Origin of the sequence: Qipengyuania sp. HL-TH1 (genome assembly GCF_036365825.1) — a bacterium.
GTDB lineage: Bacteria > Pseudomonadota > Alphaproteobacteria > Sphingomonadales > Sphingomonadaceae > Qipengyuania > Qipengyuania profunda.
Map to the genome: position 1 here is coordinate 2,938,216 of NZ_CP142675.1, position 24,942 is coordinate 2,963,157.

Consider the following 24,942-nt stretch of genomic DNA (forward strand, 5'->3'; position numbering starts at 1 on the left):
GCGCTTCATGAGCACCTATCTCAAGGCGGCGTCGCTGGGCAGCATCCCGCACGGGTTCTCGACCGCGGCGGAGCTCGATGTTGCCGATATCCTTCCTGGCGCGCCGCTGGTCCGTCTCAAGCAGGTGCATTCGAGTGCAGTCTTCGCGGTAACCCATGCGGACGAGGCTTTGCCCGAGGGCGATGCATTGGTCACCGACCGACCCGGTCTGGCACTGGGCATTGTCACTGCGGATTGCGCCCCGGTGTTGCTTGCCGATCCGGCCGCAGGCGTAATTGGCGCGGCGCATGCCGGGTGGCGCGGAGCATTGGGCGAGGTGCTGGAGAACACTGTCGCGGCGATGGTATCGCTCGGCGCGGAGCCTGCGAATATTGTTGCCGCGATCGGCCCGACCATCGCGCAAGCCAGCTATGAGGTCGACGAGGGATTCCGAAATGCCTTCGAAGAGGAAGATACGCGGTTCTTTGTGTCCGGCCGCCCCGGGCACTGCCAGTTCGATCTCCCCGCCTATGTCGCACACCGCTTGCAAGCCGCAGGTGTGGGGCTGGTCGAGGATCTGGGCGAAGACACCTATGCGCAGCCGGGTCGCTTCTTCTCCTATCGCCGCGCGACCCACCTTTCGCAGCCGACAAACGGACGCCAGATCAGCATTGTCGGGCTGCCCGCCTGAACCGCGCGACCTACCGGAACCCAATCGCATACGATTGCGCGCACCTTTGTGTGCCATTGCGCGGGAGTGCACAAAGCTTGCCAAAATGGCGGTTGGCAACCTGTCGCATAGCGGCTAGAGGCGCGACCAAACCGGGCATACCGGGGGCTTTCGCGCACGCATCGTCGATCGGGCGCACCGGCTTTCCTGAACGTCCGGTCATTGGATTCGCACATCGCGCCGCAATGCCCCCGGGCCAGGCGCAGGTACAAGGCAGGCAAGGCAAGCGCTGATGGCAGAGACCGCTGCAACCGCAACTCCCGCAACGGCAGGCGAAACCGGCGACGGTATTCGGCGCCGCGATTTCCTCGACATCGCGGCCGTCAGCGCCGCCGGTATCGGTGGCCTCGCGGTGGTCTACCCGCTGGTCAGCCAGATGGCCCCGTCGAAGGACGTGCTCGCCGCGAGCTCGACCGAAGTCGATGTCTCGGCGATCGAGCCGGGGCAAGCGATCAAGGCGGTGTTCCGCAAGCAGCCGCTGTTTATCCGCCGGTTGACGCCCGACGAGGTTGCGGCTGCCAATGCCACGCCGACGGATTCGCTGCGCGACCCGCAGTCGCTGGCCGAACGGACCAAGGAAGGCCATGGCGACATGCTCGTCACCATGGGCGTCTGTACCCACCTCGGCTGCGTCCCGCTGGGTGCTGCCGAAGGCGAAGTGAAGGGCGAGTTCGGCGGCTATTTCTGCCCTTGCCACGGTTCGCACTACGACACCGCCGGCCGTATCCGTAAAGGCCCGGCGCCGACCAATCTCGAAGTGCCGGAATACGAGTTCACCTCGGACACCGTCATCCAGGTCGGCTGAGCTTAGAGAGAAGAGACGAAACCATGAGCTTTCCCTGGGCCAAGGAATACACCCCGACCAATGGGGTCACCAAGTTCCTCGACGAGAAACTGCCGCTGCCGCGCCTCGTCTATAATGCTGTGGGCGCGGGCTATCCGGTGCCGCGTAACCTGTCGTATTTCTGGAACTTCGGCGTCCTCGCGGGCTTCTTCCTCGTCGTGCAGATTGTTACCGGCGTGGTGCTGGCGATGCATTATGCGGCGAATGCGCAGGTCGCCTTCGCGACCACCGAACACATCATGCGTGACGTCAACTGGGGCTGGCTGATGCGCTATGCGCACGCCAACGGTGCCAGCTTCTTCTTCATCGTCGTCTACCTGCACATCTTCCGCGGCCTGTTCTATTCGTCCTACAAGGCTCCGCGCGAAATGATCTGGCTGCTCGGCGTGGTGATCTTCCTGCTCATGATGGCGACCGCGTTCATGGGTTACGTCCTGCCCTGGGGCCAGATGAGCTTCTGGGGTGCCAAGGTGATTACCGGCCTGTTCGGCGCCATCCCGCTGGTCGGCGAGCCGATCCAGATCTGGCTGCTCGGCGGGTTCGCGCCCGACAATGCCGCGCTCAACCGCTTCTTCTCGCTGCACTTCCTGCTGCCCTTCGTGATTGCCGGTGTCGTCATCCTGCACATCTGGGCGCTGCATATCCCGGGTTCGTCCAACCCGACCGGGGTCGAAGTGAAAAGCGAAAGCGACACGCTGCCGTTCCACCCGTATTATACGGCCAAGGACGGGTTCGGCCTGGGCGTCGCGCTGCTGCTGTTCTTCACGATGGTGTTCTTCCTGCCCAACGCGCTGGGACACCCCGACAACTATATCGAAGCCAACCCGCTTTCGACGCCGGCGCATATCGTGCCCGAATGGTATTTCTGGCCGTTCTACGCGATCCTGCGTGCCTTCACCGTCGACTTCATCCTGCCGGCCAAGCTGCTGGGTGTGATCGCGATGTTCGGGTCGATCCTGATCTGGTTCTTCCTGCCCTGGCTCGACAAGTCGCCGGTGCGCAGCGGCCATTACCGTCCGCTGTTCCGCAAGTTCTTCTGGTTCGGTCTGATCCCCACGATGGGCGTGCTGTTCGTCTGTGGCGGCGCCCCTGCGGAAGAACCCTATGTGATGCTCAGCCAGGTGGCGACGGCTTACTACTTCCTGCACTTCCTGGTGATCCTGCCGATCGTCAGCCAGATCGAGAAGCCCGCCCCGCTGCCCTATTCGATCACCGAAGCCGTTCTCGGCTCGGACAAGAAGGCAGTGCTGGGCGAAAACACGACGCCGGGCGTCTAAGCGAGTTACGAGAAAAGACATGACCAAGCTTCTCAGCATCCGCCTCGTCGCCATTCTCGTCGGCCTCGGCTTCGCGCTTATCGCGCTCTATTCCTTCGTCATCGGCGCCTATGCCTGGATGACCGAAGAGCCCGCCGGGCATCTTCCCTACGAGGAACCGCGCGATATCGCCTATTCCTTCGATGGCGCTTTCGGCAAGTGGGACATCCAGCAGCTGCAGCGCGGCTTCAAGGTCTATGACGAGGTCTGCTCGGCCTGCCACAGCCTCAAGTTCGTCGCTTTCCGCGATCTCGAACAGCTGGGCTATGACGAAGGCCAGGTGAAGGCGTTCGCCGCCTCCAAGCAGGTGCCGGGCATCGATCCGAACACCGGCGAAGCGACTTCGCGTCCGGGCCTGCCGACCGACTATTTCCCGTCGCCCTATCCGAACAATGTCGCCGCGGCGGCCGCGAACAACAACGCCATTCCGCCCGATTTGTCGCTGATGACCAAGGCACGCGGTGACGGCACGAATTATGTCGCTTCGCTGCTCGCGGGCTATGCCGAACCGACCGAAGAGCTGCTCGAGCATCATCCCGAAGCGGCTCCGGGACCGGGCCTGTATCACAACCCCTATTTCCCGAACCTCAACCTCGCCATGGCGCCGCCGCTGACCACGACCGGTCAGGTGACCTATGACGACGGGACCGAGGCGACGGTGCAGCAGATGTCGGAAGACGTTGCCGCCTTCCTGACCTGGACCGCGGAACCGACGCTGGTCGAGCGCAAGCAGACGGGCTGGCCGGTGCTGGTCTTCCTGCTCTTCGCGACGATCCTTGCCTTTCTGTCGAAGAACCAGATTTGGGCTGCGGCAAAGCGCAAAGCCGACTGATCGGCATTTCCAGACCAACGTATGACGCCCCTTGCATCCGCGCGATGCGAGGGGCGTTTTGCTTTCCGGGGAAAAGATGATGACGCCCGATGAACTCAAGGCCCTGGTCCGCACGATCCCGGACTTTCCCAAGACGGGGATCCAGTTTCGCGACATCACCACGCTGCTCGGTCATGGGCCGGGCTTCGCCGCCTCGGTCGAATGGCTGGCGGAGGCGGTCGAAGGCGCCGAGGCGATTGCCGGAATGGAAGCGCGCGGGTTCATCTTCGGGGCCGCGGTCGCGGCGCGGCTGCGCCGTCCGTTCCTGCCGATCCGCAAGGCGGGCAAGCTGCCGTGCGCCGTGATCGGGGTGGATTACGAGCTCGAATATGGGCTCGACCGGCTCGAAATGGATCCCAGCGCGGTGGCGCAGGGGCAGCAGGTGGCGATCGTCGACGATCTGCTCGCCACCGGCGGGACCGCGCTGGCCGCGACCGAACTGCTAAGGTTGGCGGGGGCCGAAGTGCGCCGTGCGGCCTTTGTCATCGACCTGCCTGAATTAGGCGGCAGCGCCAAACTTGCTAGCCAGGCAGTGGACGTCCGGACGCTGATGGGCTTCGAGGGCGATTGAGCGCGCGGCGATGCAGGATATATTCGCCGCTTCGAACATTCATAGGACTCGCGCCGTGCTGGCGCGCTGCTCGCGAATTCTCGCGTAGTCAGGGAGGGGCATGGAACAGTCTTTAGTCATCGCGATGGTCGGCATGCTGGGCATCGGTGCCCAGTGGCTGGCCTGGCGCACGGGTTGGCCGGCCATCGTGCTGATGCTGGCTGCAGGTTTCCTTGCGGGCCCGATCCTCGGCCTGTTCGACCCCGAACACGCCTTTGGCGACTTGCTCGACCCGATGATTGCCATCGGCGTCGCGCTGATCCTGTTCGAAGGCGGGCTGAGCCTCGACTTCCGCGAATTGCGTCATGCCGGCGACGGGGTCTGGCGCCTGGTGATCTTCGGCGTGCCCATCGCCTGGGTATTGGGCGCGGTCTCGGCCCATTCGATCGGCGGGCTGGAATGGCCCGTCGCGATCCTGTTCGCGGGTATCCTCGTGGTCACCGGGCCTACGGTGGTCATGCCGCTGCTACGCCAGTCCTCGGTCAAGCCCAGACCCGCGGCGATCCTCAAATGGGAAGCGATCGTCAACGATCCGATCGGCGCGCTGTGCGCAGTCGTCGCTTATGAATATTTCCGCAAGGTCGCCGAATCGCCGGGTTCAGGGCTGATCGAAGTCGTCCCGCCGCTGGTTATCGCCGCGATCATCGCCGGGCTGATCGGCTATGTAGCCGCTGCCGCGATCGCCTGGGCGTTCCCGCGCGGCGCGGTGCCCGAATTCCTCAAGGTGCCGGTCCTGCTCACCTCGGTGATCGTGGTCTTCGTACTGTCGAACCAGATCGAGCACGAGGCGGGTCTCGTCGCGGTGACGGTGATGGGTATCGCGCTGGCCAATATGAACGTCTCCTCGCTGAGGAGCATTCATCCCTTCAAGCAGAATGTCGCGGTCATCCTCATCGCAGGCATCTTCATCCTGCTGTCCGCCAGTCTGGAATTCGAAGAACTTGCCTATCTCAACTGGAATTTCGGCCTGTTCCTGCTGGCACTGCTGTTCCTCGTCCGACCGGCGACGATCCTGCTCAGCCTGCTGGGCAGCTCGGTGCCGTGGAACGAGCGGCTGTTCCTCGCCTGGATCGCTCCGCGCGGGATCGTGCTCGTGGCCATTTCCGGCCTCTTCGCGCTGCGGCTCGAGGATATCGGCTACGATGGCACCGCGCTGATCGGGCTGAGCTTCGCGGTGGTCGTGGTGACGATCATCGCACATGGCTTCACCATCGATTTCGTTGCGCGGCTGCTCAATCTCAAAGGCAGCAACCGGCCGGGGATCCTGATCGTCGGCAGCACGCCTTGGACCATTTCGCTTGCGCTGATGATGCAGGAGCTCAAATCGCCGGTGATGGTGGTCGATTCCAGCTGGCAGCGCCTCGCGCTGGCCCGCCAGAAGGGGCTGCCCTTCTACCACGGCGAGATCCTCAACGAGGCGACCGAGCACAATCTCGACCTCGCGCCCTATGCGGTGCTGGTCGCAGCGACCGAGAACGAGGCCTATAACGCGCTCGTCTGCAATGAATTCGCCTATGAAATCGGGCGCGACACCGTCTTCCAGCTGGGCGATGCCGTCGATGATGACGACCGCCACGCGCTGCCCAGCGGCATCCGCGGACGCGCATTGTTCGAAACCGGCTTCGGCGTCGAGGACGTGAATGAGCGGCTCGCGCGGGGCTGGGTGTTCCGCAAGACCAAGCTGTCGGAAGAATTCGACTTCGAAGCGGCGCAGCAGCGGCTGCCCGATGCGGCCTCGATGCTGCTGCTGGTGCGCGATAGCGGCACGCTGCGCTTCTTCACCCATGCCGCGCGGCCCGAACCGCGCGCCGGCGACGTCATAGTCAGCTTCGCACCGCCGCAGGAACGCACCGCGCAGGACGCCGCAGCCAAGCGCGACCGCAAGCGCAACAAGACCACCGAACAGGGGGCATGATATGAAGCACACGCGCCAGTTTTCCCTCATTGCCGCTGCGGCCACGCTCATGCTGGCCGCATGCGGCGACCAGCGCGGCGCGCCGCCGCCCGAGGAAGAGGAGGGCGGCGACAAGCGCTCGATCTTCCGGCCCGAGTTCCAGGTCGAGCCGATCGAGGCGCTCGAACCGCGCGGTGCGCTGGAAACGCGGATCGCTTTTCCTGAAGGCGCGGAATTGACCGAGGAGGCACGCGCCGACTTGGCCACCGTCCTCGCCTCCCCGCAGATGGGCGAGGGAGGGACGATCACCCTGCGCGGTCACAGCGACAGCGGCGGTGACGACGAAGCCAACCTGCGCGCGTCGCAGGCGCGCGCAGATGCGGTGGCCGAATGGTTGATCGAAAACGGTGTCGCACAGGAACGCATCGTCGTAATCGCGTTCGGCGAGCAGAACCCGGTCGCGCCCAATGCGCTGCCCGACGGGACGCCGAACGAGGCAGGGCGGGCGACCAATCGCCGCGTCGAAATCGAAGTCAGCGTCCCAGTGCAGCCGACCTCCGCTAAGGAACCGACCCTCGCCGAAAGCATCGCTTCGTCAGCCGAGGAAGCCCGGACCGAAAGCAGCGACCGCGCGCAATAGCGTGTTGACGCCAGCGCGGCTTCGGTGGCATTGGCGCGTCACCTGAGCGGGTATAGCATAGTGGTAATGCTCCAGCCTTCCAAGCTGGCTAGAGGGGTTCGATTCCCCTTACCCGCTCCAGACTTCCCGCCATCGTTCGAACCGGTACGCTCTCAGGCGACCGGCATATTGTCGATCAGGCGGGTGCCCCCGATCCGCGCTGCCACGAACAGCCGGTTGCCCGGTGCCGCGTCGCTGGCGGGCACCAGATCGCTGCCGCGGCGCAGATCGGCATAGTCCACCGAATCGAACCCGGCCTCGAGCAACTCTCCCGCAAGGTCCGACAGCACGGCATCTGCGCGCTCGCCTGCGACCAGACGCGCGATTGCGGTTTCCATCTGCCGGGGCAGTGCCGCTGCGGCGGCGCGCTGACTTGACGTCAAATAGGCATTGCGGCTCGACCGCGCGAGGCCATCAGCTTCACGCACGATCGGCACGCCGCGGATTGCATCGACATGCGGCAGCGTGAGGTCGAGATCGCGTGCCATGCGGCGGATGACTGCCAGCTGCTGCCAGTCCTTCTCGCCGAAGAAGGCCAGGTCGGGCTGCACCTGGTTGAACAGCTTGCACACGACCGTCGCGACGCCGTCGAAATGCCCCGGTCGGTCGGCACCGCACAGGTCGTCGCTGATCCGCGAAACCGAGATGTTCGTCGCATAGCCCGGGGGGTAGACCTCCTCCGGCGCCGGAGCCCAGAGCAGCGCGACTCCCTCGGCTTCGAGCAGCGCCGAATCGCGCGCCATCTGCCGCGGATAGGCATCGAGATCCTCATTCTCCCCGAACTGGCGCGGGTTGACGAATATCGATACGGCGACATGCTCGGCCGCCGCTCGTGCCTCGCGCACCAGCGTCAGATGGCCTTCGTGCAAGGCGCCCATGGTCGGCACCAGCGCCAGGCTCCCGCTCGATCGCAGAGCCGAACTGGCCGTGCGAAGCGCGGCGAGGGTGGTGGCGGTTTGCAGCGGTCCAACTCCCGTAAACTGAAGGGAGGCACCTGTGCCGCCCTGCGCGGCATGTGGCAAGATCGCGCGCGCCATGACCTTTTCGCACGCGCCCCACCGGACAAACCCGGTTCCCATTGTGGGAAAAACCATGCTCGCCACCAGCACGGTGCGTTGCCGCCGGACGGCGGGTTGGATAGGGACGTCGCCAGCATGAACTTTACGGCCCACCCCTGATGACGTCGCATCCCCACCGCATCGTCTTCGCCAATGAGAAGGGCGGCACCGGCAAATCGACCACCGCCGTGCACATTGCGGTCGCGCTCGCGTTTCGCGGCGCGCGGGTTGTCGCCTTCGATCTCGACCATCGCCAGCGCACCATGTGCCGCTATTTCGAGAACCGTGCCGAGACCAGCCAGCGGCGCGGCGTCGATTTGCCTACCGCCATCTGCCATGTCGTCGAGGGCATGGACGAGGCGGCGATGGAGGCATTTATCGAAAGCCGGTCCGCCGGTGCGGACTTCGTGGTCATCGATACGCCCGGCCGTGACGATCCGCTTGCGCGCCACGCCGCCACCACCGCCGATACGCTGGTCACGCCGATGAACGACAGCTTTGTCGACTTCGACCTCATCGGCCAGGTCGAGGGCGAGAGCTTCAAGGTCCGCAAGCTGTCCTTCTATGCCGAACTGATCTGGGAGGCGCGGATCAAGCGCAGCCGGACGCAGATCGAGCAGAACCGAGGGCAGATGGACTGGGTCGTGGTGCGCAACCGCACCGGCTATACCGAAGCACGCAATATGGCGCGTATCGAACAGGCGCTGACCGAAATGTCGAAACGCGTCGGCTTCCGCGTTGCCAAGGGCCTGTCCGAACGCGTGGTCTATCGCGAACTCTTCCCCTCGGGCCTGACGCTGCTCGACAAGGGGCAATTGGGCGATCTCGGCACCAGCCATCTTGTCGCCCGGCAGGAATTGCGCGGCCTCGTCGCCAATCTGCGTCTTCCCGCGAACGACACGGAAACTCTCGCGGAGGCGGTCCAGTGATCCGCTTTCTCGCGCTTGCGCTGCTGCTCGCGGTGGCGTGTCGCTGGATATTCGGCAAATGGCCGTGGGAATATCTGACCGCGCAGAGCGCGACGGACCGGGCGCTGGCGCAGGCGCGGGCCACACTCGACGTGCCGCGTCATGCCAGCGAGGATGAAATCCGTCTCGCGCACCGTCGCATTGCTACAATAAATCACCCGGACAAAGGGGGTAGCGCAGCCACCTTGCAGGAGGCCAATGCCGCGCGCGACCTCTTGCTCGATCACATTTCCCGGACCCCAACGGAGCCCCCGCAATGACCCACGATTTCCATTCCACCGTGCTGCGCGAATACGATATCCGCGGGATTATCGGCGAAACGCTGGGGGCAGAAGATGCGCGCGCAATCGGGCGCGGTTTCGGGTCGATGCTGGCCGAAGCCGGGGGCTCGAAAGTGGCGGTTGGATACGATGGCCGGGTCAGCTCGCCCATGCTCGAACACGCCCTCGTCGAAGGTCTGACCGCTTCGGGCATGGATGTGGTGCGGATCGGCATGAGCGCCACCCCCATGCTCTATTACGCCGAAGCATCGGCGGCAGATGTCGATGGCGGCATCCAGATAACCGGCAGCCACAATCCCGCCAATTACAACGGCTTCAAGATGGTGTTCCAGGGCCGTCCGTTCTTTGGCGCGGACATCCAGGAGCTTGGCCGGCGCGGGGCGGCGGGCGAATGGGTCGACGGTGCGGGCGCGGTCGAGGAGCGCGACGTGATCGACGCCTATATCGACCGGATGCTCGAGGCGCTCGACGGGCTTGATCCTGCTGCGCTCGCCGGGCTGAAGGTCGGCTGGGATGCGGGCAATGGCGCGGCCGGCCCCGCGCTTGAGAAACTCGCCGCGCGCCTGCCGGGCGAACATCACCTGCTTTACACAGAAGTGGACGGCAATTTCCCCAACCACCATCCCGATCCCACCGTCGAAGCCAATCTCGAGGATTTGCGCGCGCTCGTCGCGGAGAAATCGCTCGATTTCGGAATAGCTTTCGATGGCGATGGCGACCGGATCGGGGCAATCGACGGCGAAGGCCGGGTAATCTGGGGCGACCAGTTGCTGATGATCTATGCCGAAGACCTGCTGGCGCGGACCAAGGGCGTGACGATCATCGCCGATGTGAAGGCCAGCCGCGCGCTGTTCGACCATGTGGCGGATCATGGCGGAAAGCCGCTGATGTGGAAGACCGGCCACTCGCTGATAAAATCCAAGATGAAGGAAACCGGCTCGCCCCTGGCGGGCGAGATGAGCGGCCACGTGTTCTTCGCCGATGAATATTACGGCTATGACGATGCGCTCTATGCCGGGATCCGGCTGATTGCCGCATCGGCGCGGCTGGGCCGGTCGGTGACCGAACTCCGCGGTGCGATGCGGCCGATGGTCAATACGCCCGAAATGCGTTTCCAGGTCGATGAAATCCGCAAGTTTGCCGCGATTGGCGAAATCGCCGAACGCATTGCCGCGAGCGATGCCGTGGCCGACACCACCGACGGGGTCCGCGTGACCACCGCCGACGGCTGGTGGCTGCTGCGCGCGTCGAACACGCAGGATGTGCTCGTCGCGCGCGCGGAAAGCGAGAATCAGGCCGGTCTCGACCGCCTGGTTGCGCAGATCGACGAGCAACTGGCCGCATCTGGGCTGGAGCGCGGCCCGCAGGCCGGGCACTGAGGGGCCTGAGACAAGCGGGAGGAAGAATATGCGTAAGCTGTTGAGTGCGTCGCTGGCGGCCATGGCGCTGACCATGACGAGCCCGGTCATGGCACAGGAGGCGGCGGAAGATCCTGCCGCCGATATGTCGCGCGAGCAGGTCGACGAGATTGCCGGCATGATCGCGGGGATGTTTCAGACCGAACCGCTGACCGAAGAGCAGCAGACGCGGCTGCCCGCTGCACGGCAGGTCATCGGGAAGATGATGCCCGAAGGCTTTTACGGCCGCATGATGGGCGACATGATGGATCAGATGATGCGTCCCATGATGACGATGTTCTCGGCGCCCGAATTCGTGCTGATGTCGCGGCTGGAGATCGCAGGGGACGATGTCGGCACGCTAGGGGAGGCGCAGCAGGCGGAAATCATGGCCATGCTCGATCCCGCCCACGACCGCCGCGCCGATGCTGTGGTCAATGTGATCACCTCGCGTATGAGCGGAGTTTTCACCGCCATGGAAGGTCCCATGCGCAATGGTCTTTCCCGAGCCTATGCCGTTCGCTTTGAACCGGCACAGCTCGCCGATATCTCTGCTTTCTTCGCGACGCCCACCGGGACCGTCTATGCGGAGGAATCGATGGCACTCTTCGCCGATCCGCAGGTGATGCAGGCCATGATGCAGGCGATGCCCGCCATGATGAGCGGGCTTGGCGATCTGGATGCGGCGATGATCGAGGCGATGGCGGCGCTGCCCGCGCAACGCGGCTATGACGATCTGAGCGACGCCGAGCGCGCACGCCTGGCCGAATTGCTGGACGTGCAAGCCGAGAGCCTGCCCGATCTGGTCAAACCGCCGGAGACGATGGACGGCCCGGCCAGCGCCGACGCGATGTAGCTCGGACGGCGGGATGCGGCGCTGCGGAACCGAAGGCGTGGCTGCTTCGCTGTTGAACTGATGCAGACCGCCATTCCGCCCGAACTGGACGATTGGTTCACCGGGCGCGGCTGGCGTGTCCGGCGGCACCAGGCGGAAATGCTGGCGGCGAGCGACGCCGGGCGCCATGCGCTGCTGGTGGCGGATACCGGCGCAGGCAAGACGCTGGCGGGGTTCCTGCCGACGCTTGCCGACTTTACCCCCTCGCGGCTGGCCGGTGCGCCCCCGCCCGAGGGCCTACACACGCTCTACGTCTCGCCGCTGAAGGCACTGGCGCATGACGTGCAGCGCAATCTGCTGACACCGATCGACGAGATTGGCCTGCCGGTCCGGGTCGAGACACGCAGCGGGGACACCCCGCCGGACCGCAAGAAACGCCAGCGCACGCGCCCGCCGCATGTGCTGCTGACCACGCCCGAAAGCCTGTCGCTGCTGCTGTCCTATCCCGACAGTTTCGAGCTGTTTCGGGGGCTGAAACGGATCGTGATCGACGAGGTGCACGCCTTTGCCACCGGCAAGCGCGGTGACCTGCTGGCACTGGCGCTGACCCGGCTGCAGGCGATCGCTCCGGCGATGCAGCGCGTGGCCCTCTCCGCGACGCTCGCCAATCCGGAGGGTTTTCGCGAATGGCTCGCGCCATGGGGCGAGATCGATACGGTCGAACTGGTCACCGGCGAGGCAGGCGCTCCCGCCGAGGTCGAGATCCTGCTGCCCGATGCCGAGCGCGTACCCTGGGGCGGCCATGCGGCGACCTGGGCGATCCCGCAGCTTTACGCGCAGATCCGCCAGAACCGCACCACGCTGATCTTCACCAACACGCGCTTCCTCGCCGAGTATATCTTCCAGAACCTGTGGGATGTGAACGAGGATACGCTGCCCATCGGCGTCCACCACGGGTCGCTGAGCAAGGAGGCGCGGCGCAAGGTCGAAGGGGCAATGGCGCGGGGCGAATTGCGCGCGCTGGTGGCGACCGCAAGCCTCGACCTTGGGGTCGACTGGGGAGATATCGACCTCGTCGTGCAGATGGGTGCGCCCAAGGGATCGTCACGGCTGCTGCAGCGCATCGGGCGTGCCAACCACCGGCTCGACCAGCCCAGCCGAGCGTTGCTGGTGCCCGGCAATCGCTTCGAATTCCTCGAAGCCACCGCGGCCAAGGAAGCGGTCGACGAGGGCAAGCGTGACGGCGAGGAGTTTCGCCCCGGCGGGCTCGACGTGCTCGCGCAGCATGTCATGGCCTGTGCCTGCGCCGCGCCGTTCCAGGAGGGTGAACTGCTCGCCGAATTGCGTGCGAGCCTGTCCTATGCCTGGGTCGATGACGCTGTGTGGCAGCGCGTGCTCTCCTTCGTCGAAACTGGCGGCTATGCGCTCAAGGCCTATGACAAGTTCAAGCGCATCGTGCGCGACGGCGAGGGCGTCTGGCGGCTGTCGCATCCCGAGCAGGCGCAGCGCCACCGGATGAACGCCGGGATCATCATCGATTCCGAAATGCTCGACGTCCGGATCAGTGCGGGGCGCGGGCGCGGTGGCCGCAGCCTCGGCAAGGTCGAGGAGCGCTTTGCGGCGTCGCTCAGCCCCGGCGATACCTTCGCCTTCGCGGGGATGAGTCTCGAAGTCGTCAAGCTGCAGGACATGGAAGTGCTGGTGAAAGCGGCCAAGGCTTCCGCCATGATCCCGAGCTATGGCGGGGCGCGGCTACCGCTGACCACGCACCTGGCCGACCGGGTGCGCGAAATGCTGGTCGACCGCGCGAGCTGGGCCCGCTTCCCCGATGATGTGCGCGAATGGCTCGAGGTGCAGGACTGGCGCAGCCGGATGCCGGGGCCGGGACAATTGCTGGTCGAAAGCTTCCCGCACGCCAAGCGCCATTACAGCGTCTATTATACCTTTGAAGGCTGGAACGCGAACCAGAGCCTCGGGATGCTGATTACCCGGCGCATGGAGGACCGCGGGCTGATGCCGGGCGGTTTCGTCGCCAATGACTATTCGCTGGCCGTCTGGGGGCTCAAGCCGGTCGAGGATCCTGCACCGCTATTGTCGCCCGACATCCTGCAGGATGAATTTATCGAATGGGTACAAAATTCGCATTTGCTGCGGCGCGCCTTTCGCGAGGTCGCCGTGATCGGCGGCCTGGTCGAGCGGCAGCATCCGGGAAAGCGCAAGACGGGCAAGCAGGTCACCTTCTCGACCGACCTGATCTATGACGTGCTGCGCAAGTATGAACCCGACCATGTCCTGCTCGAAGCGGCCTGGGCGGATGCGCGCACGCGGCTGACCGATGTCGGGCGGCTGGGCGATCTGCTCGATCGTTCGGCCGAGCAATTGATCCATGTCGAACTCGACCGGGTCAGCCCGCTCGCGGTCCCGGTGATGGTGATGATCGGCCGCGAGTCCACCCCGCAAGGCTCGGTCGATGACGAATTGCTGCTCGAGGCGGAGAGCCTGGCGGGTGCGGCGATGCGCGTGGACCTGCCCGCAGGCGAGGACGATTAGGAGGCAGGAAGGGTGGCCAAGCTGCTGCCCGTCACACTTGCATCAGACAAAAAGAAAGGGACGGATCGCTCCGCCCCTTTCCCGTGTTCATGTGTCTGCGTCGCCGCGATTAGCCGGCCTTGCCGAAGGTCCGATACCGTTCGTTGCCGACGAAGCCGAACTTGGTCACGCCGCTGGCCTTGATCAGCTGCAGGACCTTCGCTGCGAGATCGTAGCTGGCCTGTGCTTCCGGTTCGAACTGGAGTTCGGGTTCCGGATTGATCGCCTTCGATTCCTCGAGCAGCGTGCGCAGCTGGCCCTCGTCGATCGCATTGCCGTTCCACAGGATCTCGTTGTTGGCCGTGAGGACCAGCTTGTTCTTCTCCGGCTCGACGGTGATGTCTTGTGGAACGTCGCTGGGTGCCGGCAGGTCGATATCGACCGAGTGGGTCGCGACCGGAATGGTGATGATGAACATGATGAGGAGAACGAGCAGGACGTCGATCAACGGCGTCATGTTCATTTCCATCATCGGCGCGCCATCATCTGAGCCGCCTGACATTGCCATAGTGGGTTACTCCCTAATTGCTTTGCCGAACCGCGCGATCAACCGTTGGGGTCGACCGGGTTCGAGATGAAGCCAACGGTGGGATAGCCCGCCGCCTGGACGTTGTAGATCGCACCGGCCACACACGACCACGGAGCATTGACGTCGCCGCGGATGTGAACCTGCGGGATCTTCTCCGGATCCTCCATGATCGCGTCCGGGCCGCCCGCGCGCTGCACGATGGCATCGAGACGTTCGAAAGCCTGGTCGTACAGTTCTTCCGAACTCACCGGTGCGACATTGCCGAAATAGACGCGGCATTCACCGCTACGCGATGCACCTGCAAAGCCGGGCTCACCGGCGCTGACACCGTTATCGTCGGTGGTGCTGACGGTCAGGAGAAGGTTTTCGACCTTGTCCTTGGATTCGACCGATTCAAAGACCGGGATTTCCAGCTTCTCGATGGTCTGGATCGCGACCGGAACCGCGATGAGGAAGATGATCAGAAGCACCAGCATCACGTCCACGAGCGGCGTGGTGTTGATGTCCGACATGGGCGTATCGCCGCCACCTCCTGTCGAAATCGCCATGGTTCAGTTCCTAACGTTCGAAATTCTTGGGTTCGATGCGGAGGGTGCGGGGACGGCTGTGTGCCGCCCCCGTATCCGATCGATTACTTCTTGACCGTGGTGGTCGCCGCAGCAGGCTTGGCAGCCGTTGCGGTGCGAGCGGTCGAGGCGGTCGTCGCGGTCATGTAGGTCGGCTTGACGACGCCGTTCGAGTTGATGTTCGCCAGCAGGTCGGTCGAGAATGCGTGGAGCAGCTCGGCGATCCGCTTGTTGCGGCCCTGGAGCCAGTTGTAGGCGAACACGGCCGGAACCGCGACCAGCAGGCCGATGGCGGTCATGATCAGTGCTTCACCAACCGGGCCCGCGACCTTGTCGATCGAAGCCGAACCGGCGATGCCGATGTTGATCAGGGCGCGGTAGATACCGATAACCGTACCGAGCAGGCCGACGAAGGGTGCGGTTGCACCGACCGTCGCGAGGAACGGCAGGCCGCCCGCAAGCTTCGAGTTGATGGTGTCTTCCGAACGCTGCAGCGAACCGTGCATCCAGTCATGCGCTTCGAGCTTGTCGGTCATCTTGGCGTGCTGGTCTTCGGCGAGGATCGCGTCGTCGACGAGCTGGCGCCAGGCGCTGTTCTTCTCGAGCTTGGAAGCACCGTCGCGGAGCGAGCCGGTCTTCCAGAACTGGGTGCGAACGGCCTTGTACTGGGCGAGCACCTTGCGCTGTTCGAACAGCTTGGTGAACAGGATGTAGAAAGAGCCGACCGACATGATCACCAGCACGGCCAGAATCGACCAGGCAATGATGCCGCCCTGTTCCATGGCTTCAACAAAGCCGAAGGAGTTCTGCGGAGCCGCTTCACCGGCAGCAGCAAGAAGTTCGAAGGTCATAACGAGTAGTCCTTTTGATGCGTCGTTCCCTGCCGGGCCAGCCGACCCCTAAGCAGGGATGAGTTTAATTGAGCCGATAAACGATGGTGGTCGAAACGGTGTCCTGGATTGGATTGCCCGCGGCATCCAGGGCCGGATCGTACCGCGCATAGCGTGTCATCCCGTCGCAAGCCGCCGCATCGAGATCGCTCGATCCGCTGGAATTGCTGACCCGGCAGGAGGCGACGCGACCATCGGTTCCGACGGTGATGGTCACACCGACATTGCCTTCGATGCCTTCGCGTTCTGCGCGGCGGGGATAATTGCTCTGAATCCGGCGAGCCCAGCCGTTCTGGCCCTTCGCCGTGGCACCACGCGCCTGCGAGGGCGGCGGCGGCGGAGCGGGCGGTGCGGGCGGCGGGATGACCAGCCGCGGCGGTGCCGGGGGCGGGATCGTCGTTTGCGTCCGAATTGGCGGCGGCGCCGGGGCGATATTGATCGGCGGCGGCGGTGCTACCGGCGGCGGCGGCGTGTCGGGCACGTTCTCCGGCGGCGGCGGCGGCTCTTCTTCAGGCGGCGGGGGTTCATCGATATCGATCGTCGTCACGCGCTCGACCACCTGCTGGACCGCATCATATGCGAGGCCGGTGATGAGAGCATAGCCGAGAGCAATATGGATGAGGGCAACAATGATGATCGCGACAACGCGATTGCCGCTCATCTGTTGGTCAGCATAAGCCATTCGGTTGCATCACTCCATCGGTCACCCCGGAAAGTCCGGGGTATCTGGATGCCCATTTTGCGACCCGCCAGGCTGGCGTGACATGGGGCATCATTAACGCAGTCGCGCCCCTTGGCTTTGTTCAAAAGTCCAAGCGACGAAGGTAACCCTGAGTTCCCGATAAGAACCCGGACACCTCTCCCCAAGCAATATTGTGTCATGCGCTCGGGTCCGGCTCGACCCTTTAGCTACGATGCCCTGCCACCGCAAACCCTTTATCGGTTAAGCGCGGATTCAGTGACCTGGCCCGAGGAACCGTGGACAATGCCCATGGGTTCACCGATTCGAGCCTTCCATTTCCCCTGCAAAAAGAATCACCTCCCATGTCGATCCAACGCCATCCCGCGAAGCTCCTGCTCCTAAGCGCCGCGCTGATATGCGCCCCGGCTGCGGCCATCGCGCAGGAGCCCGCCGGTCCCCCGGCCATGACCTATGCCGACATCGTCGATCTTGCCGATAGTGCGCCTCTGGTCCTGCGCGCGCAGATCCGCCAGCAGGCGACGGTCGAGCGCGAACGATCCCCCGGCCTCGCTCCCGGTTTCGTGCGGCTCTATGTCGAGGCGCGTACCACCGCGCTGATCGCGGGCAATGCCCCCGTCGGGGAAGCGCTGCGGTATCTGGTCGATGTTCCGCTCGATGCGAAGGGCAAGGCGCCCAAGCTCAAGAAGCAGGAGGTGATCCTGTTCGCCCGGCCTGTCTCGGGGCACCCGGACCAGCTGCAGCTGGTCGATCCGCAGGCGCAGTTTCCCTATAGCGAACAGTTCGAAGCGCGGCTGCGCCCGGTCCTCTCCGAATTGCTGGCCGCCGACGCTCCGCCGCGCGTGACCGGGATCCGCGATGCGCTGGCGGTGGAGGGCACGCTGGTCGGCGAGTCGGAAACCCAGCTTTTCCTCGATACCGCGAATGACGGGCCGGTCTCGGTGACGATCGTTCGCCGGCCCGGTCAGACGCCGCGCTGGGGTGTGTCCTGGACCGAGATCGTCGATCAGTCGGCGCGCGCGCCGCAGCATAATACGCTCGCATGGTACCGGCTGGCCTGCTCGTTGCCGGCCACGCTGCCGGCAAATGCAAACCTGTCGCGCGATCCGCGGGAAAGGGCGCTTGCCACGGCGGACTATGCGCTGGTGCGCGAAGCGCTCGGACCCTGCAGCCGCACGCGCGAATAAAGGCCCCGCTTCACCTCGGCCAAGACAAACTGGTTCCAACCGGCGGGATGGCTGCGCTAGGCGGCTGCCATGGCTGAACCTCTTCGCATTGCCCTCGCCGGGCTCGGCACCGTCGGCACCGGCGTAATCGAGCTGCTCGAAACCAACCGCTCGCTGATCGAAGGCCGCGCTGGCCGCGCGATCGAGATCGTCGCGGTAAATGCCCGCGACCGTGCGCGCGATCGCGGCGTCGATCTCACACCCTACGCCTGGGTCGACGATATGCAGGCGATGGCGCAGCGGGGCGATGTCGATGTCGTGCTCGAACTCGTTGGCGGGTCGGACGGCCCGGCGCTGACGCTGGCACGCGCGGCGCTCGATGCGGGCAAGGGTTTCGTCACCGCGAACAAGGCGATGATCGCGCACCACGGCCTTGCGCTGGCCGAACAGGCGGCCTTGCGCGGCGCCCCGCTCAAGTTCGAAGCGGCAGTTGCGGGCGGTATCCCCGTGGTCAAGGGACTGCGCGAAGGCGCGGCGGCCAACCGGATCGAGCGCATTTACGGCATTCTCAACGGGACCTGCAATTACATCCTCTCAGAAATGGAGCGCACGGGCGCCGATTTCGGTGAGATGCTCCAGGCTGCGCAGGACAAGGGCTATGCGGAAGCCGATCCGACCTTCGATATCGACGGCATCGACGCGGCGCACAAGCTCGCCATCCTTGCGGCGATCGGCTTCGGGGCGCGGGTCGATTTCGACGCTGTCGCGGCGACCGGTATCCGCGAGGTGCGCGCGGCCGATATCACCCAGGCCGGCGCGCTGGATTATGTCATCCGCCTCGTCAGCATTGCGTCGCTCGACGAGAGTGATGGCGCAAGACGGTTGCTCCAGCGGGTCCGCCCCTGTCTCGTGGCGCGCGGCCATCCGCTGGCGGCGGTCACGGGTCCGACCAATGCGGTCGTGGCGGAAGGGAATTTCTCCGGTCGCCTGCTGTTCCAGGGGGCGGGCGCGGGCGCCGGGCCGACTGCCAGCGCCGTAGTCGCCGACCTGATCGATATCGCGCGCGGCGACCTCGGCGCGCCGTTCTCGGTGCCGGTGGAGGAGCTGGAGCCCTTCGCACCGGCCGATGCGGGCAACCGGGTGGGGCGCGATTACATCCGCTTTACCGTCAACGATCGTCCCGGCGTGCTGGCCGAAATCACTGCCGCGATGCGCGATGCCGAGGTATCGATCGAAAGCCTGATCCAGCGCGGGCGCGACCATGCTGGCGGCGAGGTACTGGTGGCGATGGTTACGCATGAAGGACCCGAGCGCTGCGTGACCAAGGCGCTCGAACTGCTCGACGGGTCGCCTAGCCTGACGGCTCCGCCGCTGGTGATGCCGATTCTGAAGGACTAACGGCCTCGTCTTCGGCGGCGCTGCCGTTCGGCGCGAGACCACGGGCGATCCTGTCCGCGTCCGATCCGGGCGGCGCCTCGGGCAGTGCCTCGATATCGATCATCAAGGCCTTGGGCGGCGGGCAGGGGCCGATAAAGCAGCCGCGTGCTACGACGACGCCATGGTTGGGAATGCCGAACACGTCGGGAGTGCGCGGATCGCCCCTGTTCATAGTTTCCTCGGCATAGCGCTGCTGCGCACCATCTTCGTCGACCGCGAATGCGCCGTTGTCGCGCCGTCGGCGGCAGACGACGATTTCGCCCGAAATGCTCGCCGCTTCCTGTTCCGCGCTGCAATCCTCCAGCGGGCCGAGATAATCCTCCTGCGGTGCCAATATATCGATCTGTTCGCCGGGCGTCTGTGCGTCCTGCGCCGCCAGCGGCGGTGCGATCGCGATCATGCCGATCGCCGCGCCTGTCACCCACCAGCGTCTCGACAATGCAATGCTCCCTGTCTATCCGGCGGGCCTGAAAGTCTTTGTGCCAGCCTTCGCCGCACAAACTCATGGGAGGGACTGAACCCATTATGAACTCGTCTGCCGAAAACCCGCTCGACCGCGTCCTCGTGCTCGAAATGGTCCGCGTGACCGAAGCTGCGGCGGTGGCCGCCTCGAAGCTGATCGGTCGCGGCGATGAAAAGGCCGCCGATGCCGCTGCGGTCGAAGCCATGCGCAAGGCCTTCGATACGCTGTATATGGATGGCACGGTGGTCATCGGTGAAGGCGAACGCGACGAGGCGCCGATGCTGTTCATCGGCGAAAAGGTCGGCGGCGCGCCGGGCAAGGGTCCCAAGATCGACATTGCGCTCGACCCGCTCGAGGGCACCACGATCACTGCCAAGGCAGGCCCCAATGCGCTGGCCGTGCTGGCTGCTGCGGCCGAGGGCTGCCTGCTCAACGCGCCCGACGTCTATATGGACAAGCTGGCGGTCGGCCCGGGTTATCCCGACGGCATCATCGACCTCGCCAAGACCCCGACCGAGAACGTCGAGGCGGTCGCCAAGGCCAAGGGCGTCGCGCCTGCCGATATCATCGTCTGCGTACTCGATCGTCCGCGGCATGCCGACCTGATCGCCGAACTGCGCGGGCTGGGCTGCGGTGTCGTGCTGATCGGCGATGGCGATGTCGCCGGTGTGATCGCAGTGACCGACGAAGACACTACGATCGACATGTATATGGGCCAGGGCGGCGCCCCCGAAGGCGTGCTGGCTGCTGCGGCGCTGCGCTGCGTCGGCGGGCAGTTCAACGGTCGCCTCGTCTTCCGCAACGATGACGAGCGGGCCCGGGCTGCGAAATGGGGGATCGACGATCTCGACCGCATCTACACCCGCGACGATCTGGTGAAGGGCGATTGTATCTTTGCTGCGACCGGGGTCACCGCAGGGTCGCTGCTCGACGGGGTGAAATATCTGCGCGACGGGCGGATGACGACCGAAAGCGTGGTCATGCGCGCCAGCAGCGGTACGGTTCGCTGGATCAAGGGTGAGCACCGCGGAGACTAGGCACGTCGCGGCGGGGAAACGCCTCCGTCCGATGTTGCATATCCGTGACGCTCGGCTAGGCGGGGCGCACATCCAGTTTGCCCGGGGATTCTCCGCATGAAGATCATGGCCGCCAACTCGAACCTGCCGCTCGCGCGGGCCATCGCAGGTTATCTCGAAATGCCGCTTGTCGATGCGCAGGTGCGGCGCTTCGCCGACGAGGAAATTTTCGTCGAGATCCACGAGAACGTGCGCGGCGAGGATGTCTTCGTCGTCCAGTCGACCAGCTATCCGGCGAACGACAATCTCATGGAACTGCTGATCTGCATCGATGCGCTCAAGCGTGCATCGGCGCGGCGGATCACTGCGGTGGTGCCCTATTTCGGTTATGCCCGCCAGGACCGCAAACCCGGCCCGCGTACGCCGATTTCGGCCAAGCTGGTGGCCGATTTGATCACCAAGGCGGGCGCCGATCGCGTGCTCGCGGTCGATCTCCACGCCGGGCAGATCCAGGGCTTCTTCGATATCCCGACCGACAACCTCTTCGCCGCGCCTGTCATGGCTGCGGACATTCAGGCGCGGTATGGCGACCAGGATTTGATGGTGGTCAGCCCCGACGTCGGCGGCGTGGTCCGCGCGCGGGCCCTGGCCAAGCGGCTCGACAACGCGCCGCTGGCCATCGTCGACAAGCGCCGCGACCGTCCCGGTGAAAGCGAAGTGATGAACATCATCGGCGAAGTCTCGGGCCGCCATTGCATCCTGATCGACGATATCGTCGATTCGGGTGGGACGCTGTGCAACGCCGCGCAGGCGCTGCTCGACCAGGGCGCGGCCTCGGTCGCGGCTTACATCACCCATGGCGTGCTTTCGGGCGGAGCGGTGGCGCGGGTCGATGGCTCGGCGCTCAAGGAACTGGTGATCACCGATTCGATCCGCCCGACCGACGATGCCAAGGATTCCGACCGTATCCGCATCCTCACCATCGCCCCGCTGATCGGCGAAGCGGTGCGCCGCATCGCCGACGAAAGCTCGGTCAGCTCGCTGTTCGACTGAAGATGGCGACTGCTGCCGATCTCGCGCTTGCCAATCGCCTTGCCGAAGCGGCGGGCGAAGCGATCCGTCCGCTGTTCCGCGGCGAATGGTCGCAGGAACAGAAGGCGGACCGCAGCTTCGTCACCGAGGCCGACCGCGCTGCCGAAGCCGCGATGCGCGCGATCCTCGAGAGAGAGCGCGCCGATGACGGCATCATCGGCGAGGAATACGGCACGCGCAACGAGGGCGCAGGGCGGCAATGGGTGCTCGATCCGATCGACGGCACCACCAGCTTCATCGCTGGTCGCCCCATTTTCGGCACGCTGATCGCGCTGATGCAGGATGGCTGGCCGGTGCTTGGCGTGATCGACCAGCCGATCGCGCGTGAACGCTGGGTCGGACGGATCGGCGAGGGCACCACCTTCAACGGTAGCCCGGTGCGCGCGGTTGCGTGCAAGGAGCTGTCCGACGCGGTTCTCGGTACGACCACACCGCACCAGTTTTCCGGCGACGATGTCGAAGCCTTTATGGGCGTCGCCAAGGCGGTGGCCGAGCGCAAGATCATTTATGGCGGCGATTGCTACAATTACGGGCTCGTCGCCTCCGGCCATGTCGACATCGTGGTGGAGGCGGGTCTCAAGCTGTATGATTTCGCAGCGCTCGTCCCGGTGGTCGAAGGCGCCGGCGGCGTGATGAGCGACTGGCAGGGCAATCCGCTCGATGCGGGCAGCGACGGGCGCGTGATCGCGCTGGGCGATGCCGCGCGGCTCGAGGATGTGCTCGAGGCCATGGGCGGTTCGGCGATTCCCGCGCACGGGCACTGATCGCCCGCGCACCCGTTTCCCCTGCCATGCAGACCATTTTGACAACCGGCGCGGGCAATGGGATCGGGCGCGCCATCACCATGCATTTCCACGCTCTTGGCTGGCGCGTGATCGGGCTGGACAAGGACGCCGAGGCGCTGGCCGAATTGCGCGATACGCTGCCCCGTGAAAATGCGCTCTTCCTCACCGCTGATGTCGGGCGCGAGGGCGCGGTCGGTGAGGCATTTGCCCGCATCGCCGAGTGGTTGGGCGAGGCGGCGCTCGATTGTCTCGTCAACAATGCCGGGATCGCCGATCCCTATGCGGGTCCGCTCGAAGACCTCGATCTGGCGGACTGGCAGGCGTGGATCGATGCCAGCCTGACTGCCGCTTTTCTCGTGACCCGCGCGGCGCTGCCATTTCTCGAGCGAAGCCCCGGTGCAAGCATCGCCAATATCTCCTCCACCCGCGCAGTGATGAGCGAGCCCGATACATTTGCCTATGCCGCGGCCAAGGGCGGGCTCGATGCCCTGACGCATTCGCTGGCGGTTTCGCTCGGCCCGACGATCCGCGCGAATGCGATCCGCCCCGGCTGGATCGAAACCGCGCCGTGGCAAAAGAAAGGCAGCCGCAGCGATCCCGATCACCGCCCCAAGGACCGCGAGCAACATCCGGTCGGCCGTATCGGGCGCCCTGAAGATATCGCCGAAGCGGTCGCCTATCTCCACGAAGCGGGTTTCGTGAGCGGCCAGCACCTCAATATCGACGGTGGCATGACCGCGAGGATGATCTACGAGCACTGACATGACCGCGGAGGGATCACTTGCAGGACGCATCGCGCTGGTGACCGGCGCGGCGCGCGGGCTCGGCTTCGAGATCGCGCAGCGGCTGGCCGAGCGGGGCGCTACCGTATGGCTCAACGGGCGCGATGTTGATGCGCTCGACACCGCCGCCGCGCGGATCGGCGCGCACGCGCAGGTGCTCCCCTTCGACATTGGCGACGACCATGCGAGCGCGGCAGCCTTTGCGCGGCTCGCCGAGGGCGGCCTCGATATCCTCGTCAACAATGTTGGGCAGCGCGACCGGCGGCCGCTGGACCAGTTACAGCGGGACGATATGGCGGCGATGCTTGCAACCAACCTCGTCGCGCCCTTCGATCTTGCGCGCCGCGCGGTGCCGCTGATGCAGGCGCGCAAATACGGACGAATCATCAACATCACCTCGATCGCTGCCGATATCGCGCGCGGCGATGTGCTCTATACCGCCAGCAAGGGCGGGCTGGCCGCGCTGACCCGCGCGCTGGCAGCCGAGCTCGGCGTCACCGGGATCACGGTCAACGCGGTCGCCCCCGGCTATTTCGCGACCGAGGCGAACGGGACGATGACTGCCGATCCGGAGATCGCCCGGCACCTCGCGCGGCGGACCTCGCTGGGCCGCTGGGGCGAACCGGGCGAGATCGCCGGGGCGGTCGCTTTCCTCGCTTCGCCCGAAGCCAGCTACATCACCGGGCACACGCTGGCGGTCGATGGCGGCTATCTGTCCCACTTCTGACTTGCTTTACCGCGCAGAATCGCTATCAGCGCGCCCTTCACCGACACGTGATTCATCTGCCGGTCTGGCCGTAAGGGCTGCCAGGGCTGGTTGGACGTGTCTCTGTCAAGGAGATGAAAATGCCCAAGCTTAAGACCAAGAGCGGTGTGAAGAAACGCTTCAAGATCACCGCAACCGGCAAGGTCAAGCATGGTGTCGCCGGCAAGCGCCACCGCCTGATGAGCCACAATGCGAAGTATATTCGCCAGAACCGCGGCACCACTGTCCTGTCGGATGCCGACAGCAGAACAGTGAAAAAGTGGGCGCCCTACGGCCTCGACTGAGCGCGAATTAAGGAGAATACGAAATGCCTCGCATTAAACGCGGCGTCACCACGCGCCAGAAGCATAAGCGGCTATTGGATCAGGCGAAGGGCTATCGCGGCCGTCGCAAGAACACGATCCGTGTCGCTCGCCAGGCCGTCGAAAAGGCCGGCCAGTACGCCTATCGCGACCGCAAGGTCAAAAAGCGCAACTTCCGCGCCCTGTGGATCCAGCGCATCAACGCTGCGGTCCGCGCCGAAGGCCTGACCTATTCGCAGTTCATGCACGGCACCAAGCTTGCCGGCATCGAGCTCGATCGCAAGGTCATGGCCGATCTGGCGATGAACGAAGGCGCTGCCTTCAAGGCGATCATCGATCAGGCCAAAAAGGCACTTCCCGCCTAGGCTCCTGTTTTTCAGGAACTTTCAAAGGGCGC

At 64.9% G+C, this 24,942-nt stretch carries 27 protein-coding genes and 1 tRNA gene; 22 read left to right on the forward strand and 6 right to left on the reverse strand.

Annotated features, from left to right (window positions below):
• Positions 1-7 precede the first annotated feature (7 nt).
• The 8 genes from pgeF to VWN43_RS15025 all read left to right on the forward strand — a co-directional run bounded on the left by pgeF (position 8) and on the right by VWN43_RS15025 (position 7,004).
• Positions 8-670, forward strand: a complete 663-nt coding sequence (pgeF, locus tag VWN43_RS14990) for a peptidoglycan editing factor PgeF (RefSeq protein ID WP_320181183.1) — start codon at positions 8-10, stop codon at positions 668-670.
• Between the two features lie 271 nt (positions 671-941).
• The gene (gene petA / locus VWN43_RS14995) at positions 942-1,514 is read left to right on the forward strand and encodes a ubiquinol-cytochrome c reductase iron-sulfur subunit (protein ID WP_253520716.1); all 573 of its coding nucleotides are present in this window, start codon (positions 942-944) and stop codon (positions 1,512-1,514) included.
• Between the two features lie 23 nt (positions 1,515-1,537).
• On the forward strand, positions 1,538-2,830 hold the full coding sequence (locus VWN43_RS15000) for a cytochrome b (protein WP_253520714.1): 1,293 nt from the start codon (positions 1,538-1,540) through the stop codon (positions 2,828-2,830).
• Between the two features lie 19 nt (positions 2,831-2,849).
• The gene (locus tag VWN43_RS15005) at positions 2,850-3,701 is read left to right on the forward strand and encodes a cytochrome c1 (protein ID WP_253520712.1); all 852 of its coding nucleotides are present in this window, start codon (positions 2,850-2,852) and stop codon (positions 3,699-3,701) included.
• A gap of 79 nt (positions 3,702-3,780) precedes the next feature.
• Positions 3,781-4,311, forward strand: a complete 531-nt coding sequence (locus VWN43_RS15010; protein WP_320182151.1) for an adenine phosphoribosyltransferase — start codon at positions 3,781-3,783, stop codon at positions 4,309-4,311.
• Positions 4,312-4,411: 100 nt separating this feature from the next.
• Entirely contained in the window at positions 4,412-6,265 is a 1,854-nt protein-coding gene (locus VWN43_RS15015) for a cation:proton antiporter (protein WP_320181182.1), read from the forward strand.
• Position 6,266: 1 nt separating this feature from the next.
• Entirely contained in the window at positions 6,267-6,884 is a 618-nt protein-coding gene (locus VWN43_RS15020) for an OmpA family protein (RefSeq protein ID WP_320181181.1), read from the forward strand.
• Positions 6,885-6,930: 46 nt separating this feature from the next.
• Positions 6,931-7,004, forward strand: a tRNA-Gly gene (locus VWN43_RS15025).
• A 32-nt stretch (positions 7,005-7,036) separates the two neighbouring features.
• Here the strand turns inward: VWN43_RS15025 and panC are convergent.
• Positions 7,037-7,885: a pantoate--beta-alanine ligase gene (gene panC, locus VWN43_RS15030; protein ID WP_320182150.1), complete on the reverse strand. Its 849-nt coding sequence runs from the start codon at positions 7,883-7,885 to the stop codon at positions 7,037-7,039.
• A gap of 215 nt (positions 7,886-8,100) precedes the next feature.
• Here panC and VWN43_RS15035 point away from each other — a divergent pair, with 215 nt between their 5' ends.
• Genes VWN43_RS15035 through VWN43_RS15055 form a run of 5 tightly spaced genes read left to right on the forward strand, consistent with a single transcriptional unit; the run spans position 8,101 to position 14,012 of the window.
• Entirely contained in the window at positions 8,101-8,910 is an 810-nt protein-coding gene (locus tag VWN43_RS15035) for a division plane positioning ATPase MipZ (RefSeq protein ID WP_320181180.1), read from the forward strand.
• Positions 8,907-9,209, forward strand: a complete 303-nt coding sequence (locus VWN43_RS15040; protein WP_320181179.1) for a DnaJ domain-containing protein — start codon at positions 8,907-8,909, stop codon at positions 9,207-9,209. Before VWN43_RS15035 ends, VWN43_RS15040 begins: the two co-directional genes overlap by 4 nt.
• Positions 9,206-10,609, forward strand: a complete 1,404-nt coding sequence (pgmG, locus tag VWN43_RS15045; RefSeq protein ID WP_320181178.1) for a phosphoglucomutase/phosphomannomutase PgmG — start codon at positions 9,206-9,208, stop codon at positions 10,607-10,609. Before VWN43_RS15040 ends, pgmG begins: the two co-directional genes overlap by 4 nt.
• Positions 10,610-10,637: 28 nt before the next feature.
• Positions 10,638-11,483 (forward strand): DUF2059 domain-containing protein, encoded by an 846-nt coding sequence (locus VWN43_RS15050; protein ID WP_320181177.1) that lies wholly within the window; start codon positions 10,638-10,640, stop codon positions 11,481-11,483.
• Positions 11,484-11,543: 60 nt separating this feature from the next.
• Complete coding sequence (locus VWN43_RS15055) at positions 11,544-14,012, forward strand: ligase-associated DNA damage response DEXH box helicase (RefSeq protein WP_320181176.1); 2,469 nt, start codon at positions 11,544-11,546, stop codon at positions 14,010-14,012.
• 109 nt (positions 14,013-14,121) lie between these two features.
• Here the strand turns inward: VWN43_RS15055 and VWN43_RS15060 are convergent, their stop codons facing one another.
• From VWN43_RS15060 to VWN43_RS15075, 4 genes are all read right to left on the reverse strand, one after another.
• A complete protein-coding gene (locus VWN43_RS15060; protein ID WP_253520694.1) occupies positions 14,122-14,559 on the reverse strand; it encodes an ExbD/TolR family protein in 438 nt (145 codons plus the stop codon).
• A gap of 38 nt (positions 14,560-14,597) precedes the next feature.
• On the reverse strand, positions 14,598-15,128 hold the full coding sequence (locus VWN43_RS15065) for an ExbD/TolR family protein (RefSeq protein WP_253520692.1): 531 nt from the start codon (positions 15,126-15,128) through the stop codon (positions 14,598-14,600).
• A gap of 83 nt (positions 15,129-15,211) precedes the next feature.
• Positions 15,212-15,997, reverse strand: coding sequence for a MotA/TolQ/ExbB proton channel family protein (locus VWN43_RS15070; protein WP_253520689.1), 786 nt, complete (start codon positions 15,995-15,997; stop codon positions 15,212-15,214).
• 64 nt (positions 15,998-16,061) lie between these two features.
• The gene (locus VWN43_RS15075) at positions 16,062-16,718 is read right to left on the reverse strand and encodes an energy transducer TonB (RefSeq protein ID WP_253520687.1); all 657 of its coding nucleotides are present in this window, start codon (positions 16,716-16,718) and stop codon (positions 16,062-16,064) included.
• 362 nt (positions 16,719-17,080) lie between these two features.
• Between VWN43_RS15075 and VWN43_RS15080 the strand changes: the two genes are divergently transcribed.
• Both VWN43_RS15080 and VWN43_RS15085 read left to right on the forward strand, forming a co-directional pair.
• Positions 17,081-17,923 (forward strand): hypothetical protein, encoded by an 843-nt coding sequence (locus VWN43_RS15080; protein WP_320181175.1) that lies wholly within the window; start codon positions 17,081-17,083, stop codon positions 17,921-17,923.
• Positions 17,924-17,992: 69 nt separating this feature from the next.
• The gene (locus tag VWN43_RS15085) at positions 17,993-19,300 is read left to right on the forward strand and encodes a homoserine dehydrogenase (protein ID WP_320181174.1); all 1,308 of its coding nucleotides are present in this window, start codon (positions 17,993-17,995) and stop codon (positions 19,298-19,300) included.
• On the opposite strand, the gene VWN43_RS15090 is transcribed toward VWN43_RS15085, so the two are convergent.
• Positions 19,254-19,778, reverse strand: coding sequence for a hypothetical protein (locus tag VWN43_RS15090; protein ID WP_320181173.1), 525 nt, complete (start codon positions 19,776-19,778; stop codon positions 19,254-19,256). The genes VWN43_RS15085 and VWN43_RS15090 overlap by 47 nt on opposite strands.
• Before the next feature lie 86 nt (positions 19,779-19,864).
• Between VWN43_RS15090 and glpX the strand changes: the two genes are divergently transcribed.
• From glpX to rplT, 7 genes are all read left to right on the forward strand, one after another.
• Positions 19,865-20,839 carry a class II fructose-bisphosphatase gene (gene glpX / locus VWN43_RS15095; RefSeq protein WP_253520678.1) on the forward strand — a complete coding sequence of 325 codons (975 nt, stop codon included), beginning with the start codon at positions 19,865-19,867 and terminating at the stop codon, positions 20,837-20,839.
• A gap of 96 nt (positions 20,840-20,935) precedes the next feature.
• Positions 20,936-21,871, forward strand: a complete 936-nt coding sequence (locus VWN43_RS15100) for a ribose-phosphate pyrophosphokinase (protein WP_253520676.1) — start codon at positions 20,936-20,938, stop codon at positions 21,869-21,871.
• Between the two features lie 2 nt (positions 21,872-21,873).
• The gene (gene hisN / locus VWN43_RS15105; RefSeq protein ID WP_330767669.1) at positions 21,874-22,674 is read left to right on the forward strand and encodes a histidinol-phosphatase; all 801 of its coding nucleotides are present in this window, start codon (positions 21,874-21,876) and stop codon (positions 22,672-22,674) included.
• A 26-nt stretch (positions 22,675-22,700) separates the two neighbouring features.
• Positions 22,701-23,456 carry an SDR family NAD(P)-dependent oxidoreductase gene (locus VWN43_RS15110; protein ID WP_320181172.1) on the forward strand — a complete coding sequence of 252 codons (756 nt, stop codon included), beginning with the start codon at positions 22,701-22,703 and terminating at the stop codon, positions 23,454-23,456.
• A gap of 1 nt (position 23,457) precedes the next feature.
• Positions 23,458-24,204 (forward strand): SDR family oxidoreductase, encoded by a 747-nt coding sequence (locus VWN43_RS15115; protein ID WP_320181171.1) that lies wholly within the window; start codon positions 23,458-23,460, stop codon positions 24,202-24,204.
• A gap of 119 nt (positions 24,205-24,323) precedes the next feature.
• The gene (gene rpmI, locus VWN43_RS15120; RefSeq protein ID WP_253520667.1) at positions 24,324-24,527 is read left to right on the forward strand and encodes a 50S ribosomal protein L35; all 204 of its coding nucleotides are present in this window, start codon (positions 24,324-24,326) and stop codon (positions 24,525-24,527) included.
• A gap of 23 nt (positions 24,528-24,550) precedes the next feature.
• A complete protein-coding gene (gene rplT, locus VWN43_RS15125) occupies positions 24,551-24,910 on the forward strand; it encodes a 50S ribosomal protein L20 (RefSeq protein WP_006834668.1) in 360 nt (119 codons plus the stop codon).
• Positions 24,911-24,942 lie beyond the last annotated feature (32 nt).